The organism is Streptomyces durocortorensis, from assembly GCF_031760065.1.
Taxonomy (GTDB): domain Bacteria; phylum Actinomycetota; class Actinomycetes; order Streptomycetales; family Streptomycetaceae; genus Streptomyces.
Map to the genome: position 1 here is coordinate 2,706,765 of NZ_CP134500.1, position 15,717 is coordinate 2,722,481.

11 protein-coding genes and 2 pseudogenes are annotated in these 15,717 nt (G+C 70.5%); 6 read left to right on the forward strand and 7 right to left on the reverse strand.

Annotation, left to right across the window (positions count from 1 at the left end; translation table 11 throughout):
- The first annotated feature begins 211 nt into the window (after positions 1–211).
- Both RI138_RS11860 and RI138_RS11865 read left to right on the forward strand, forming a co-directional pair.
- The gene (locus RI138_RS11860) at positions 212–943 is read left to right on the forward strand and encodes a hypothetical protein (protein ID WP_311119886.1); all 732 of its coding nucleotides are present in this window, start codon (positions 212–214) and stop codon (positions 941–943) included.
- Positions 944–1,284: 341 nt separating this feature from the next.
- Complete coding sequence (locus RI138_RS11865) at positions 1,285–1,767, forward strand: GNAT family N-acetyltransferase (RefSeq protein ID WP_311119887.1); 483 nt, start codon at positions 1,285–1,287, stop codon at positions 1,765–1,767.
- Positions 1,768–1,810: 43 nt separating this feature from the next.
- Here RI138_RS11865 and RI138_RS32380 read toward each other — a convergent pair.
- Both RI138_RS32380 and RI138_RS11870 read right to left on the reverse strand, forming a co-directional pair.
- Positions 1,811–1,937: pseudogene (locus tag RI138_RS32380) on the reverse strand (IS481 family transposase); the annotation flags it as partial.
- A 110-nt stretch (positions 1,938–2,047) separates the two neighbouring features.
- A complete protein-coding gene (locus tag RI138_RS11870) occupies positions 2,048–2,794 on the reverse strand; it encodes an N-acetyltransferase (RefSeq protein ID WP_311119888.1) in 747 nt (248 codons plus the stop codon).
- A gap of 165 nt (positions 2,795–2,959) precedes the next feature.
- On the opposite strand from RI138_RS11870, the gene RI138_RS11875 reads away from it, so the two are divergent.
- Positions 2,960–3,616 carry a hypothetical protein gene (locus tag RI138_RS11875; protein ID WP_311119889.1) on the forward strand — a complete coding sequence of 219 codons (657 nt, stop codon included), beginning with the start codon at positions 2,960–2,962 and terminating at the stop codon, positions 3,614–3,616.
- 60 nt (positions 3,617–3,676) lie between these two features.
- Here the strand turns inward: RI138_RS11875 and RI138_RS11880 are convergent, their stop codons facing one another.
- The 5 genes and pseudogenes from RI138_RS11880 to RI138_RS11900 all read right to left on the reverse strand — a co-directional run bounded on the left by RI138_RS11880 (position 3,677) and on the right by RI138_RS11900 (position 12,446).
- On the reverse strand, positions 3,677–4,450 hold the full coding sequence (locus RI138_RS11880) for an HNH endonuclease family protein (RefSeq protein ID WP_311119890.1): 774 nt from the start codon (positions 4,448–4,450) through the stop codon (positions 3,677–3,679).
- A gap of 131 nt (positions 4,451–4,581) precedes the next feature.
- Positions 4,582–4,834, reverse strand: a pseudogene (locus RI138_RS11885) (UTRA domain-containing protein); the annotation flags it as partial.
- Between the two features lie 251 nt (positions 4,835–5,085).
- Positions 5,086–8,619 carry a transcription-repair coupling factor gene (mfd, locus tag RI138_RS11890; RefSeq protein ID WP_311119891.1) on the reverse strand — a complete coding sequence of 1,178 codons (3,534 nt, stop codon included), beginning with the start codon at positions 8,617–8,619 and terminating at the stop codon, positions 5,086–5,088.
- A 456-nt stretch (positions 8,620–9,075) separates the two neighbouring features.
- Complete coding sequence (locus RI138_RS11895; protein ID WP_311119892.1) at positions 9,076–11,661, reverse strand: ABC transporter permease; 2,586 nt, start codon at positions 11,659–11,661, stop codon at positions 9,076–9,078.
- The gene (locus tag RI138_RS11900) at positions 11,658–12,446 is read right to left on the reverse strand and encodes an ABC transporter ATP-binding protein (protein ID WP_096630763.1); all 789 of its coding nucleotides are present in this window, start codon (positions 12,444–12,446) and stop codon (positions 11,658–11,660) included. The genes RI138_RS11895 and RI138_RS11900 overlap by 4 nt, the downstream gene beginning before the upstream one ends.
- A gap of 819 nt (positions 12,447–13,265) precedes the next feature.
- On the opposite strand from RI138_RS11900, the gene RI138_RS11905 reads away from it, so the two are divergent.
- Genes RI138_RS11905 through RI138_RS11915 form a run of 3 tightly spaced genes read left to right on the forward strand, consistent with a single transcriptional unit; the run spans position 13,266 to position 15,544 of the window.
- Positions 13,266–14,813, forward strand: coding sequence for an MFS transporter (locus RI138_RS11905; protein ID WP_398864253.1), 1,548 nt, complete (start codon positions 13,266–13,268; stop codon positions 14,811–14,813).
- Between the two features lie 51 nt (positions 14,814–14,864).
- On the forward strand, positions 14,865–15,158 hold the full coding sequence (locus RI138_RS11910) for an ArsR/SmtB family transcription factor (protein ID WP_311119894.1): 294 nt from the start codon (positions 14,865–14,867) through the stop codon (positions 15,156–15,158).
- Positions 15,155–15,544 carry a VOC family protein gene (locus tag RI138_RS11915; RefSeq protein ID WP_311119895.1) on the forward strand — a complete coding sequence of 130 codons (390 nt, stop codon included), beginning with the start codon at positions 15,155–15,157 and terminating at the stop codon, positions 15,542–15,544. Before RI138_RS11910 ends, RI138_RS11915 begins: the two co-directional genes overlap by 4 nt.
- Positions 15,545–15,717 lie beyond the last annotated feature (173 nt).

A 15,717-nucleotide genomic window follows, 5' to 3' on the forward strand; every position in this document is an offset into this window, starting at 1 on the left:
CCTGGTCTGTCCACGTAGTACGTCCGCGCACTGCCTGCCCGCGAGCATAGCGACTCTCCCGCACCACACCCACAAAGACCATTACCCAACCCGTCACTCGTGAACCGTGTTGACTCGGTTCACAGCTTCTGTTGTTATTGACCCGTCCTCACCGGGCCACTTCCGCTCACTCTGTTCGGCGCCCCGCGCCCCTCTCCCCGGAGCCCTGACCATGCGTCTCATCACCCGCATTTCCGTCAACACCGTCTGCGCGCTGTCGCTGTTCGGCCTCGCCGCATGCGGCGCGGGCTCCGGGCCAGAGGAGACCGGGCCGTTCGCGAACCAGTCGGGGCCGGAGGTCGCCAACAAGGCCCTCACGGCCACGAGCAAGGTGAAGTCCCTGCGGATCGGCCTCGACATGACCACCTCCGACGGCCGGATCAAGGCCGACTTCGCCACAAGCCTGGGCGGCGACTGCACGGGGACCATGAGCATGGGCGGTACGGGCACGATGGAGGTCATCAAGACCGGCGACAGGGTCTACACGAAGCTCGACGAGGCCCTGTTGCGCGAACAGGGGAAGGGTGAGCCGAAGGCCGACATCGACGCGGCGGTCAAGCTGATAGCGGGCCGCTGGATGGAGTCGAAGGCCTCGGACCCGGACGCCGAGGAAGCGACCGAGTTCTGCGATCTGAAGGCCATCCTGAAGGAGTTCGAGGCGACCGACAACGCCGCTCGCAAGGTGGGCCCCTCGGAGGTGACGGGCAAGCCGGCCCTGCGCCTCACGGAGAAGGACGGCAAGGAGACGTTCACCTTCGACGTCGCCGCCGAGGGCGAGCCGTATCTCCTGCGCGTCACGTCCAAGGGCGGCGAGGAACCGATGACGATGAACCTCTCCGACTTCGACGTGCCGGTCGTGGCGAAGAAGCCCGCCGCGAAGGACATGGTCGACCTGGAGGGCTGAGGCTCAGGTCGACCTGGAGGGCCAGGCAGTGTCCGGCGGATCATGAGGCCGTAGGGGCTGACCGTGAATACCGACCTCTGGCGTCCTGAGGTCTGGATATGCGTCGGGGCCGTGACGTGATCCGTCCGGGCTGGTGCGCCGGATGCCCGCGGTATCCGGCGCGCCCGGCAGTCGACCGGCGGCTGGGCGCAGGGGCGGCTCAGCGATGCGCCGCGCGCTACGCGGCAATTCAGCGTTTGGGATCTGCGACGATCATCCCGCCCCGCCGCGTGCCGCGGTAGCGGCGTAAAACGCGTTGCGCCGGCTGTGGGTGGACCGCGAGGATCGGGAGCATGCCGCCCGTGAAGATCGAGATCCGGCCTTACGCCAACGATGACTGGGACGCGATCGCGCGAATTCACGATGCCGCGCGCCTTGACGAGTTGCGCGATTCCGCCGGTGTCGAGGCATTCCTGACGCTCGCGCAGACCGCTGAGCAGGAGGGGCTGTTCGACGGCCAGTTGTGGGTGGCGGAGGCCGACGGGAGCGTAGCCGCTTTCGTCGCGCTCGATGACGACGAGGTCACCTGGCTGTACGTCGACCCGCAGCGCTACCGACAGGGAATCGGCAGGGCACTGCTGCGCCACGCACTTGCCGCTGCCGGCCCGAGGGTTGAAGTCACCGTGCTCGACGGCAACCCAGCCGCCGAGGCGCTCTACGCCAGTGAGGGATTCGTCGTCACAGAGACCCGGACCGGCGCACTGGTCGGCAATGAGGCGTTCACCGCCACCGGCCACATCATGCACCGCGACACCACGACGGCACCCACCAGCGTCACTGGCTGATTCAAGTCTTCTCACGGCCCAACCCTGCTGCGGGGACAAGGGCCCTACTGATGAACTGTCCGGCGGGCCGGTCGAGGAACCAGACGATTGAGGCCGTGCCGGGTGAGGACACGGTGCACCGTCGAGGCGGGCAGGCCGAGGACCGGCCCGAGTCGTACGGGTCCGAACCTCCACCACACACGGGGGCCTTCGCCATGATCAAGCCCGACCAGCGTCAACAACGCCCGTGATCAACGCACCCAGGGCCCGGAGCGGCCCGGAGCGGTGAAGGGCCCCGCCCTCACACCCGGTGGCGCACCCAGACGTTGGGCTCGGTGTACACCGCGTACCCGTGCGCGAGCGCGCAGTGCACCGGGACCAGCGCCCCCGGCACCTCCACCGGCCCGTCCGTGTCGAACGGGAGACCGGTCCACTCCCGCCACTGCGCGAGGGAGCCGCTCACCGTCATCGACACCGGCGCGACCGAGTCCACCAACCCGCCCGCCCGGACATGGACCCGCAGCCACGGGTCCTCGGGCAGCCCGTCCTCGGGCCGGGTGCGCCGGACGTACTCCTCCATCGGCAGTGCGGCCCGCAGATGCTTGCCGCTCGGCCGGACCGGGGCGACGACCTCCCGGAAGCCGAGCCGCTCCGCGTTGGCCCGCACAGCCGCGAGCATGCGCCCCGATATGCCCCGCCCCTGGCGGCCGGTGGCCACCGTGATCTCGATCGCGCCGACGGTGTCGGGGGTCCGCCCGCGCCGCAGGTCCGAGAACGCCCACAGCAGCATCCGGTCCCAGCCGCCGACGGGCAGCTCCCCGCGCCCGGGAGCGTCCAGGGCGAAGGGGACGCTGTAGGCACGGGCGACCACCGCGCCCTCCTGGTCGGTGGCGACCAGAACGTACTGCGGGAACTCGACGGCGATCCGCGGGAAGTTGGCCCAGCCGACGATGTCCTCCAGCACGAACTCCGGCCAGGTGTCCGGCATCCGGTCCAGGGCGGCGGCGAGTTCGGGGCGCTCGGCAAGCGTGGTGATGTTCAGCTCCATGATGCCGACCTTAGAAGGCCGTCACCCGCCCGACCAGCGACTTTCCGTGCCGTCGGCGCCCGGCCGCGAGCACGGCCCGCCCGGCCGACCGGAACCGTGAGGTGCACATGCCGCGTCCCCACCCGTGACTTCGTACCCGCGCGTCACCCGACGAGGAGCAGCACCATGACCCAGCCAGGCAGTACACCGCCCCGCCCCCGGAGAGCTGCCGGGTGCCTGCAGAGCCTGGTGGTACTCGCGGTGATGCTCGGACTGGCATACGGCGCGTCCAAGGTCTTCGGCGACGACTCCTCGAAGTCCTCGTCGTCCTCGTCCTCTTCCGCCTCGGACGGCAAGGGCGGTTCGTGGGAGGTCGGCGACTGCGGAGGTCCGGACCCCGACAACAAGCCGGACGGCTACCGCGCCTTCGACTGCGACGAGTCCGGAGCGACGTTCAAGGCGCTGGAGATCAAGCCCGCGAGCATCATGCCCAACGCCATCCAGTGCCCGGCCGGAACGGACCTGATCATTCAGGTCTCCCGGGTCTTCGGCTCCGGCGACGACAAGAAGGCCGGCGGCATCCCCACCAACACTGTCTGCGGCCGGAACCTGTCCGGGGACCACCCCGGCGACGCGGGTGCCGGTGGCGGCCAGTTGGTGGAGGGCGACTGCGTGACGTCGACCGCCAAGGAGATCGCCTGCGCCTCGGCCGGGTCGGACGCCTTCAAGGTCCTCGCCCTGGTCAAGGAGAAGGAGGAGTGCCCCGCGGCGACGACGGAACCCATGCAGCTGATGATGGCGATGGGCAGGCCGTACGACGTGATCTGCGGCGGAAAGGCCTAGGAGTCATTCCGGCGGGGCCACGGGACCGTGACCCCGCCGGACGAAGGCCGCGCGGACGGCTCAGCCCCCGCACTGGGCGAGCATGGCCTCCTTGTCCGCCGCAGTGACGGGGAGTTCGTACTTCAGCGAGACCTGGGCGAACCGCACCGCGTACGAGCAGCGGACCGGCTTGTACGGCGGCAGCCAGGAGGCGGGGCCGGAGTCGCGCTTGGCGTTGTTGGCCGGGCCGTCCACCGGGAGGAGGTTGAGCGGGTCGTTGGCGATCTGCTCCCGCTTGGTGTCGTTCCAGCGGGCGGCGCCCATCTGCCAGTTGTAGGACAGCGGCATCACATGGTCTATCTGCACCGCGGTCGCCTGCTGCTTGCGCCAGTCGATGCTCCGGCCGGTGTAGGGGTCCTTGAGCTTCATCGAGACGACGACGCAGTCGGAGCCCGACCGGTGCTCGATGTCCTTGCCGTCCCGGGCGAGCAGGTCGTTACGGGTGTCGCAGCCGTTCCGGGCGAGCGGGATGCCGTCGATCCCGTCCTTCCAGGCGGAGCCGAACTTCTTCCGCTCGTACCCGGTCTTCGGGCCTCGCCCCTTGGTGGCCACCTTCTCGATGACCTTGCGCGCGGCAGCCCGGTCCGCGTCGGTGGTGAGGGGGGCCAGGCCCGGCTTCGTACCGTCGGGGTTGTCCAGCGGGCTGGCGCCGAAGCCCTCGGCGGACTGCGCCCCGCCGCTGCCCCCATCCTCCTCGGCCGCGAGGTCGCCGGGGTTGCACCCGGCCAGGGCGAGCACGACGAGGGCACTGAGGGCGGGCAGGGCCGCTGTTCGGTACGTACGGGGAGCTATCACGTGGAGCCATCCTGACGGGCCTGACTGGCCTGGCGGGGAGAAACCGGACGCGGAGAATCCTATGGGCGTCTGCCCCGCCGTGGACGCGTTCATGACCGGCCCCGGCCGGGCGGCGGCTCCGCGCCGTGGGTTCAGCCGGATTCCGGGGTGCACTCGTACTGCACCTCGTACAGATGCCCCGCCTTGACCATCACCGTGGCTTCGACGGTCCGGTCGTGGTCGCTGAACACCACCCGCAGGGTGCGCAGGACCGGCAGGTCTCCTGGGAGGCGGAGCAGGCGGTACCGATCCTGCGTCGCGACGCGGGCCGAGACTCGGTCCACGCTGAGCCGGGGCGGGGTAGCCGGGCGAGGCCAGGAGCGTGGGCGTGCCACCCGTGCACCGTCATCCGACCCTGATCCGTGCACCGTCATCCGATCCTGATCTCGTACCGCAGCCGGAGGACTACAGCTGCTCAGGGCGCGGTCTGTTCCTCGTCAGTGAACTCGCCGCGGACTTCGGCATCGACCACCACGTCGTGGGCGAGACGGTCCGGGCCGCGTTCAAGCTGCCCTCGGCGCCCTCGCGGGCCGCACCAGCGCATCGGGCCTTGCCGGACCGGTCCGGCAAGGCCCGATGGGGTCTGGAACCCGGACCTACGACCCCAGGATCGTCGTCAGGAACTCCCCCGTCCACGCCAGCAGTTCGCGGCCGATGACCGGCTTGCCGCCGATCTTGCCCGTCGTCGGGCGCGGGACCAGGATCTGGTGGGCGGCCGGCTTGATGACCGACTTGGGGTGCAGGCGCTTGAGGCGGAGTTCCTGGGACTCTCGGAGTTCCACCGGGGCGAAGCGGATGTTGGGGCCCTGGAGGACGATCTCGCCGACTCCGCAGGCGCGGGCCAGCATGCGCAGGCCTGCGACCAGGAGGAGGTTCTCGACCGGTTCGGGCAGGGGGCCGTAGCGGTCGGTCAACTCCTCGCGGACCGCGCGGATGTCGTCCTCCGAGGAGGCCGAGGCGATCGCACGGTAGGCCTGGAGGCGGAGGCGCTCGCCGGGGGCGTAGTCGTGCGGGACGTGCGCGTCGACCGGGAGCTCGATCTTGACCTCCAGCGGGGGCTCCTCCTCGACGCCACCCTCCATCTGGGCCCGGTAGTCGGCGACGGCCTCGCCGACCATGCGTACGTACAGGTCGAAGCCGACGCCCGCGATGTGGCCGGACTGCTCGCCGCCCAGGAGATTGCCCGCGCCCCGGATCTCCAGGTCCTTCATCGCCACGTACATGCCCGCGCCCATCTCCGTGTGCTGCGCGATCGTGGCGAGACGCTCGTGGGCGGTCTCGGTGAGGGGCTTCTCCGGGGGATACAGGAAGTAGGCGTAGCCGCGGTCGCGGCCTCGGCCCACCCGGCCGCGCAGCTGGTGCAGCTGGGAGAGGCCGAAGTTGTCGCCGCGCTCGACGATCAGGGTGTTGGCGTTGGAGATGTCGATGCCGGACTCGACGATCGTCGTGGAGACCAGGACGTCGAACTTCTTCTCCCAGAAGTCCACCACCACCTGTTCCAGGGCCGCTTCCGACATCTGGCCGTGGGCCGTGGCGATCCTGGCCTCGGGGACGATCTCGCGCAGGCGGGCAGCGGCCCGGTCGATGGACTCGACCCGGTTGTGGATGTAGAAGACCTGGCCCTCCCGCAGGAGTTCACGGCGGATGGCCGCGCCGATCTGCTTCTCCTCGTACGGGCCGACGAAGGTGAGGACCGGGTGGCGCTCCTCCGGCGGGGTGGTGATCGTGGACATCTCGCGGATGCCGGTGACCGCCATTTCGAGCGTACGGGGGATGGGCGTAGCGGACATGGTGAGGACGTCGACGTTGGCGCGGAGCTTCTTCAACTGCTCCTTGTGCTCGACGCCGAAGCGCTGCTCCTCGTCCACGATGACCAGACCGAGGTCCTTGAACTTCGTCTCGGAGGAGAACAGGCGGTGGGTGCCGATGACCAGGTCGACCGCGCCGTCCTTGAGCCCTTCGAGCGTCGCCTTGGACTCCGTTTCGGACTGGAATCGGCTCAGTGCCCGTACGTTGACCGGGAATTGGGAGTAGCGCTCGGTGAACGTGCCGTAGTGCTGCTGGACGAGGAGGGTCGTGGGGACCAGGACCGCGACCTGCTTGCCGTCCTGGACCGCCTTGAACGCCGCGCGGACCGCGATCTCCGTCTTGCCGTAGCCGACGTCGCCGCAGATCAGGCGGTCCATCGGGACCGTCTTCTCCATGTCCTCCTTGACCTCGGCGATCGTGGAGAGCTGGTCGGGCGTCTCCGCGTACGGGAAGGCGTCCTCCAGCTCGCGCTGCCAGGGCGTGTCCGCGCCGAAGGCGTGGCCGGGGGCGGCCATCCGGGCGGAGTAGAGCTTGATGAGGTCGGCGGCGATCTCCTTGACCGCCTTCTTCGCCCGCTGCTTCGTCTTCGTCCAGTCCGCGCCGCCGAGCCGGTGCAGGGTCGGGGCCTCGCCGCCGACGTACTTGGTGACCTGCTCCAGCTGGTCGGTCGGGATGTAGAGACGGTCGCCGGGCTGACCGCGCTTGGCGGGGGCGTACTCGACGAGCAGATACTCGCGGGTCGCGCCCTGGACCGTACGCTGCACCATCTCCACGTACCGGCCGACGCCGTGCTGCTCGTGGACGATGTAGTCGCCGACCTCCAGGGTCAGCGGGTCGATCGTCTTCCGGCGGCGGGCCGGCATCCGGCCCAGGTCCTTGGTGGCGGTGCGCTGGCCGGTCAGGTCCGTCTCGGTGAGCACGGCGACCTTGAGCACCGGGTCGACGAAGCCCTGGTCGATGGCCCCGCAGGAGACGTGCACGAGGGAGGGGGCGATCTCGGTGAGGTCCGGGGTCAGACGGGCAGCGATGCCCTCCCCGCTCAGCACCTCGACCGTACGGGAGGCGAGCCCCTGGCCCTCCGTCACGTACACCGTGCGCCAGCCGTCGGCCAGCCAGCCCTTGGTGTCGGCGAGCGCGCGGGCGGTGTCGCCCCGGTACGCCTCGGGGGCGTGCATGGAGAGCTGGAGGGTGTCGTCGTCGTGGTCGGCGGCGTCGGCGGCGAAGGGCGAGATGGACCACCACATCATGCCCAGCTCGCGAGCCCGGTCCCGGACGTCCGCGATGCCCCACAGCGAGGCCGCGCCCACGTCGATCGGGGCCTCGCCGCCGCCCGCGCTCGCCGCCCACGACGCCTGGAGGAACTCCTGGCTGGTGGCGACCAGGTCGGCGGCCCGCGTACGCACCCGCTCCGGGTCGCAGACCAGCGCCATCGCGTCCTTCGGCAGCACGTCGAGCAGCAGCTCCATGTCGTCGACCAGCACCGGGGCCAGCGACTCCATGCCCTCGACCGCGATGCCCTCCGCGATCTTGCCGAGCAGCTCGCCCAGCTCCGGGTGCGCCTCGGCCAGCGCCGCCGCCCGCTCCCGCACCTCGTCGGTCAGCAGCAGCTCACGGCAGGGAGGCGCCCACAGCCCGTGTGCGGCGACCTCCAGGGACCGCTGATCGGCGATCTTGAAGTAGCGGATCTCCTCGACGTCATCGCCCCAGAACTCCACCCGAAGCGGGTGCTCCTCGGTCGGCGGGAAGACGTCAAGAATCCCGCCGCGCACGGCGAACTCGCCCCGCTTCTCGACCAGTTCGACCCGGGCGTACGCGGCGGCCGCCAGCGCGTCCACCACCTCCCCCAGGTCCGCGCTCTGCCCGCTGCTCAGGCTCACCGGCTCCAGCTCGCCGAGCCCCTTGACCTGCGGCTGGAGCACGGACCGGATCGGCGCGACGACCACGGAGACCGGGCCGGTCTCCGGGTCGTCCTCGCGCGGGTGGGCCAGGCGCCGCAGCACGGCGAGGCGGCGGCCCACGGTGTCCGAGCGGGGCGAGAGCCGCTCGTGCGGCAGGGTCTCCCAGGACGGGAACTCCGCCACCGTGTCCGGCGGCAGCAGCGTGCGCAGCGCGGCGGCCAGGTCCTCGGCCTCCCGGCCCGTCGCGGTCACGGCCAGCACCGTACGGCCGGTCTGCCGGGCCAGCGCGGCGACGGCGAACGGGCGCGCACCGGGCGGACCCACCAGGTCGACGTGCATCCGGTGCCCGTCCTCGGCGGCCTTCACCGCCTCGGCGAGCGCCGGGTCCGTAACGACGACATCCAGCAGACCGTGCAGACTCATGGGGTTTCCGTCCGGGTGATCAAGGGGTTGCTGGCAGCCGGCTGCTGCCAGGGGGCAACGCGAAGGGCCCGACACGTGGAGGGTGACCGGCTCTGATCCGCCGGACACCCCGGGAACGGGCCGGGGGTTCCAGCCTACGGCCCGGGGGTGACAGCCGCTCCCTCAACCGGCGGGGAGCCCACTTCCCGGAGCCCCGGGCCTTCCCGGAGCCCCCAGGCCTTCCCGGAGCCCCCGGGCCTGCCACGGGGAGCCCGGGCCTGCCCCGGGCAGCGGGCCCGCCCCGGGACAGGCCCGGAAGAACAGGATCGACCCGGGGACAGGCCTGGGAGAACAGGATCAGCCCGAGGCGAACCCGGAAGAACAGGATCGGCCCCGGGACGTTGGAGGAACGTCCCGGGGCCTGCCCGTCATCCTACGGTGACCCCGCAGGAGTCATCCCAAGTGTCCGGCGCCCCCTCAGCCGTCCGTGGCGATCGCGTTCAGGACGTTCATCCGGCCCGCCCGGAAGGCCGGGACGAGAGCGGCGAACAGTCCGACGAGCGCCGAGCAGGCGAAGACCGTGAGGATCGTCGGCCACGGGATCTCCAGGACTTCGAGGCCCTCCAGAGCCAGCAGCTTCTGTGCCGCGGTGCCCCAGCCCATCCCGAGGCCCAGTCCGAGCAGGGCGCCGAAGAGGGCGATGACGACGGACTCCAGCCGGATCATCCGGCGCAGCTGGCGACGGGAGAGCCCGATGGCGCGCATCAGGCCGATCTCCCGGGTCCGCTCGACGACGGACAGGGCGAGGGTGTTCACCACACCGAGCACGGCGACGATGATCGCGAGGGCGAGCAGTCCGTACACGATGTTCAGCAGCTGGCCGATCTGGTCCTTCAGCTGTTCCTTGAAGTCGGCCTGGTTCTGAACCTTGTAGACCGGGTATTCGGCGAGCGCGCTCTTGAGGGCCGCGTACGCCTCCTTCTCCTTGCCCTCCTCCGCCTTGCCGAACATCACCACGTTCTGCGGCATCCGGTCGGCGGGGATGTGGGAGGCAGCCGTGGTGAGGTTGGTGTACATCGCACCGCGGTCGATGTTGGTGTCGTCGGAGGTGATGGCCGCGACCTTCAGCTTCGCCGTCCGGCCCGCATCGAAGGCGACGGTGAGGGTGTCGCCGACCTTCACCCCGTGCCGCTCGGCGTACTCGTCGCCGACGGACATGGCGTTCTTGCCATACGCCTTCGCGAGGTCGCCGGAGACGGCCGTGCGGCGGACGTCCTTCTGATACGTCGGGTCGGCGGCGACGACGCCCTCGTCCTCCGTCTTGCCGTTGGGCGCGGTGACCTTCGCCTTGACGAAGGTGTAGTCGGTCATGTGCTCCAGGCCCGGCACGGCCCGCACGGCGTCGGCGGCCTGGGGCACGATCGGCCGCCCGGCGCCGCTGTCCTGGACGATGAAGTCCGCGCCGACCGACTTGTCGAGCTCCTCGGTGGCCGAAGCCACCATGGAGGACCCGACGACGGACAGACAGGCCACCAGGGCGAGCCCGATCATCAGGGCGGCGCCGGTCGCTCCCGTACGCCTGGGGTTGCGCAGCGCGTTGCGCTCGGCGAGCCGGCCGACCGGGCCGAAGAGCCGCAGGACGACGACGCTGAGGGCCCGCACCACCACACCGGCCAGCAGCGGGCCGATCACGATGAAGCCGATCAGGGTCAGCAGCACGCCCAGGGCCAGGAACATCGAGCCCTCAGTGGCCTTGTCGGCCTGCGTGGTCGCCCAGAGGGCCGCACCGCCTGCCGCCGTGAGGACCAGACCGATACCGGCCCTGACCCGGCCGGAACGGCCGTCGGCGGGGGTCCCGGCGTCGCGCAGGGCGGCCATCGGGGAGACCTTGCCGGCCCGGCGCGCCGGGATGTACGCGGCGAGGACGGTGACGACGACGCCGAGCACCAGGCCGATCACGGGGGTCGTCCAGGCGACGGTGAGGTCCCTGGTGGACAGCTCCATGCCCACGGCGCCCATCAGCTTCATCAGCCCGACGGCCAGTCCGATGCCGGCGACGACACCGAGGACGGAGCCGACGATGCCGAGGAGGACGGCCTCCAGGAGGACGGACCGGTTGACCTGCTTGCGGCTGGAGCCGATGGCCCGCATCAGGCCGATCTCGCGGGTCCGCTGGGCGACCAGCATCGAGAAGGTGTTGACGATGAGGAAGATGCCGACGAGGAAGGCGATTCCGGCGAAGCCGAGCATCGCGTACTTCATGACGTCCAGGAAGGCTCCCATGGAGTCCTTGTTGGCGTCGGCGGCCTCCTGCTGGGTCTGGAGCTTGTACGCGGCGGAGCCGTCCAGGGCGGCGGCCACGTTCTTCTTGAGCTGGATGTCGCTGACGCCGCTCTTCGCGGTCACCAGGATCTGGGTGAAGACGTCGGGGGCGCCCAGCAGGTGCTTCTGGGCGGTGGCGGTGTCGAGGTAGACGACGGCCGCGCCCGGGTTGGTGACGGTGAAGGACGCGATGCCGCTGATCTTCGCCTTGATGTCGCCGGTGACGGCGATGGTGCGCAGCTCGTCGCCGATCTTGAGCTTGTGCTTCTTCGCGGTGTCGGCGTCGACCATCACCTCGGTGGGACCGCGGGGCGCGTGTCCGGAGGTGATCTCCATCGAACGCAGGTCGTTCCGGGTCCAGTTGCTCGCGATGGTGGGGGCTCCGGTCTCGGAGCCCATGTTCTTGTTCTCGCTGTTGACGACGGTGACCGCCATGGAGAAGGCGGCGCCCTCGGCGCGCTCGACGCCCTCGGCCTTCTCGACCTGCTGGATCACGGAGGCGGGCAGTGAGGCGGGCTTGCCGTCGGCGGGCTGCTCGTCGTTCTCGTCGGCCTCCTTCGGGCTGACGGTGACGTCGGGCGAGGAGACGGCGAAGAGCTTGTCGAAGGTGGTGTTCATCGTGTCGGTGAACACGAGCGTGCCGCAGACGAACGCCACCGACAGCAGCACCGCCACCGCCGAGAGGGCCATCCGGCCCTTGTGCGCGAAGAAGTTGCGCATCGAGGTCTTCCAGACAGTCATGACGTCCGCCCACGTGCGTCGAAGTGCTTCATACGGTCGAGTACCTGGTCCGCGGTCGGGTTGTACATCTCATCGACGATGGAGCCGTCGGCGAGGTAGAGCACCCTGTCCGCGTAGGAGGCGGCGACGGGGTCGTGGGTGACCATGACGATGGTCTGGCCCAGCTCGTCGACCGACTTGCGGAGGAAGGACAGGACTTCGGCACCGGCCCGGGAGTCCAGGTTTCCGGTGGGCTCGTCACCGAAGATGATCTCCGGCCGGGCGGCGAGCGCCCGGGCGACCGCGACGCGCTGCTGCTGGCCGCCGGAGAGCTGGGTGGGGCGGTGCTTGAGCCGCTCGGCGAGCCCGACGGTCTCCACGACCTGCTGGAGCCAGGCGGCGTCCGGCTTGCGGCCCGCGATGTCCATCGGCAGCGTGATGTTCTCGATCGCGTTGAGCGTCGGGAGCAGGTTGAAGGCCTGGAAGATGAACCCGATCCGGTCGCGCCGGAGTTGGGTGAGCTTCTTGTCCTTGAGCCCCGTGATCTCGGTCTCGTCGAGGAAGATCTCGCCCGACGTGACCGTGTCGAGCCCGGCCAGGCAGTGCATCAGGGTGGACTTGCCGGAGCCGGACGGTCCCATGATCGCCGTGAACTGCCCGCGGGCTATGTCCACGTCCACATGGTCGAGCGCGACGACCCGGGTCTCCCCAGTGCCGTACGCCTTCACGACCTGCCGCGCTCGCGCCGCGACGGCCGTACGCCCTCCAGTGCCCCCGTGCCTGGGAATGGTCACAGCCGTTGTCACGGTATATCTCCTATGTCAGTCGATGACTAGACGTTTTTGGGTACAGCCCAAGTCTGGGTTCAGGAGGCGTTCCGGCACGATGGTGCCCAGCGCAGTCTTGAGGTGGGGTTTTCCCCACCCGCCCCCCTGCGGTACGCCGCAAGCGCGACGTAAGAACAGGCTAAGGAAGCACCCCCGCCCACCACGTCCTCCGCCGGGAGGAAGGGGCCCTGGCCACTATGAGGGGGTGCCCCCTAGGGGGCCTCGTCCCCCGGGTGAAGACGAGGTCAGGGGCATGGTTCCGGGCGACGGGGCCGCCCACCAACCGGAGCCGGAACGTCCGCCGCCGACCCGCAAGCGGAGCCGACCGTCGCCGCCACCGTGCTCGGCGTCCTGGCCGCCGAGCACGGTGGCCGCCTTCCTCCGTACGACCGTCGTCACCCCCTGCTACCGCACCCCTGGATCGCCGACTCGCCGCCCAGGGTTGTCCGGCTCGCCGCCCGGGGGTGTCTGTCCGTCATCCGTCTCACGGCAAAGGCTCCCCCTCCCGCACCCCGGATGAGACAGTGCCACGGGAGATACGTGCAGGGGGAAGGGAAATCGGTGAGCGGCAGAGGAGCCACAGGCAGCGCGGACGGCACTGGCGGCACGGAAGCCACAGGCAGCACCGACCGCACCAGCACCACGGAAGCCACAGGAAGCACGCCGGAAGCCGGTGGCCCAGGAGCCCCGGTCGCCCCGGGCACCAGCCGCGGAGCACCGGGCGGGCCGCCCGACGCTCCCGCTCCCGCCCCCTCCCTCACCACCCCCCGGGGCCGCCGCCCCGTCGTGGCGGCGCTCATGCTCGGCATGGCGCTGGCCGCGATCGACGGGACGATCGTGTCCACCGCCGTCCCCCAGATCGTCGGCGACCTCGGCGGCTTCACCGTCTTCTCCTGGCTCTTCTCCGGCTATCTCCTCGCCGTCACCGTCACACTCCCCCTCTACGGGAAGCTCTCCGACACCTTCGGCCGCAAGCCGGTCCTGATCGCCGGGATCATCCTGTTCCTGGTCGGCTCGCTGCTCTGCGCCGCCGCGTGGAACATGGCCGCGCTCATCGCGTTCCGCATCGTCCAGGGGCTCGGCGGCGGCGCGCTCCAGGGCACCGTGCAGACGATCGCCGCCGACCTCTACCCCCTCAAGGAACGGCCCCGCATCCAGGCCAAGCTGTCCACGGTCTGGGCCACCTCAGCGGTCGCCGGACCGGTGGTCGGCGGGCTGCTCGCCGGGTACGCGGACTGGCGGTGGATCTTCCTGATCAACCTCCCCGTCGGGGCGATCGCCCTCTGGCTGATCGTCCGCCACCTCCACGAACCGTCCCGCCCCCGCCCCGCCGCCCGCCCGCGCGTCGACTGGGCGGGCGCGCTCGCCGTCTTCGCTACGGGTTCCCTGCTGCTCACCGCACTCGTGCAGGGCGGGGTGGCCTGGCCGTGGCTCTCCGCACCCTCACTCGGCCTGTTCGGGGCGAGCGCGGTGCTGGCCGCACTGACCGTGGTCATCGAGCGGCGGGCGGCGGAGCCGATCATCCCGGGCTGGGTCTGGCGGCGGCGCACCATCGCCTCGGTCAACCTGGCACTCGGCGCGATGGGCCTGCTGATGGTCGCGCCGACCGTCTTCCTGCCCACGTACGCGCAGTCGGTGCTCGGCCTCGGCCCGATAGCCGCCGGTTTCGTGCTCTCCGTGATGACCCTGAGCTGGCCGGTCTCGGCGGCGCTGTCCGACCGGGTCTACAACCGCATCGGCTTCCGGCTGACCGCGATCACCGGCATGAGCGCCGCCCTGCTGATCCTGCTGGCCTTCCCGCTGCTCCCCTACCCCGGCGAACCCTGGCAGCCCGCACTGATCATGCTGCTCCTGGGCGCGGCTCTGGGCCTGTTCCAGCTCCCTCTGATCGTGGGTGTGCAGTCGACGGTCGGCTGGTCGGAGCGCGGTACGACGACGGCGTCCGTGCTCTTCTGCCGCCAGGTCGGCCAGAGCGTCGGCGCGGCGCTCTTCGGGGCCGTCGCCAACGGCGTCCTCGCCGCCCGCCTCCTGGACGCCCCGGCCCCCGGCCTCCCCGACGACCTGGACGCGGTCGCCCGCACCCTGGAGGACCCGGGCGCCCTCTCGGCTGTCGCGACGGACTACCTGCGCCGGGCGGTGGACGCGGCGGTGGACCACGTCTACCTCGGCGCGGCGGGGGCGGCGGCCCTGGCCCTGCTAGCCCTGATCACCCTCGCCCCGCGCCGCTTCCCGGTCCTCGCCGACCCGGCCGAGGCGACCGACACAGCTCGGGCCGCCGACACCACCCAGGCGGCTCCCACCGCCGGGGCGACCGACCGGCAGGACGGACGGTCGCCGCTGCGGTGATCAGACGCCCCGAGTTGATAGGCAAGTCGATACTTGCCTATCGTGATGGTCATGGCGGAAGATGTCTTCAAGGCGCTGGCCGACCCCACACGCCGGCTCATCCTCGACGAGCTGGTGGAGCGGAACGGCCAGACCCTGTTCGAGATATGCACGCGACTGGTGACCAAACACGGCCTGGGACTGTCCCGCCAGGCGATCAGCCAGCACCTGGCCGTCCTGGAAACGGCGGGCCTGGTCCTCACGCGACGCCAGGGCCGCTACAAGTTCCACGATCTGAACACCGAACCCCTGGAGCACATCGTCAGCCGATGGCTCAGGCCCCGAGCACCGGAGGACACCCCATGAAGATCCACCTGACCAGCGTCTTCGTCGACGACCAGGAAAAGGCCCTGCGCTTCTACACGGACGTCCTGGGCTTCGAGAAGAAGCACGACGTCCCGTTGGGCGGCGAGGACCGCTGGCTGACCGTGGTCTCGCCGGAGCACCCCGACGGCCCCGAACTGCTGCTGGAGCCCGACAAGCACCCCGCCGTGAAGCCGTACACGAGCGCACTGGTCGAGGACGGCATTCCGGCCGCCTCCTTCGCCGTGGACGACGTACAGGCGGAGTTCGACCGGCTGCGCGCGCTCGGCGTGCACTTCACCCAGGAGCCGCTGACGATGGGCCCTGTCACCACGGCCGTGCTGGACGACACCTGCGGCAACCTGATCCAGATCGTGCACAGCGCGTAGGCCGGACGCTCCGTCCGTCCCAGTGGCACGTTCACGGCGCTCACGCCTGTCGCCGTGACCTTTCGCCGGGGCGGTGCAGGCGCATGGCCAGGGCCCGGGGCGTGAGGATGACATGCCGGGACGGCCGAATCCGGTCCCGGACACGGTTCGGGTCGCCACCGCGCGGCCACGGA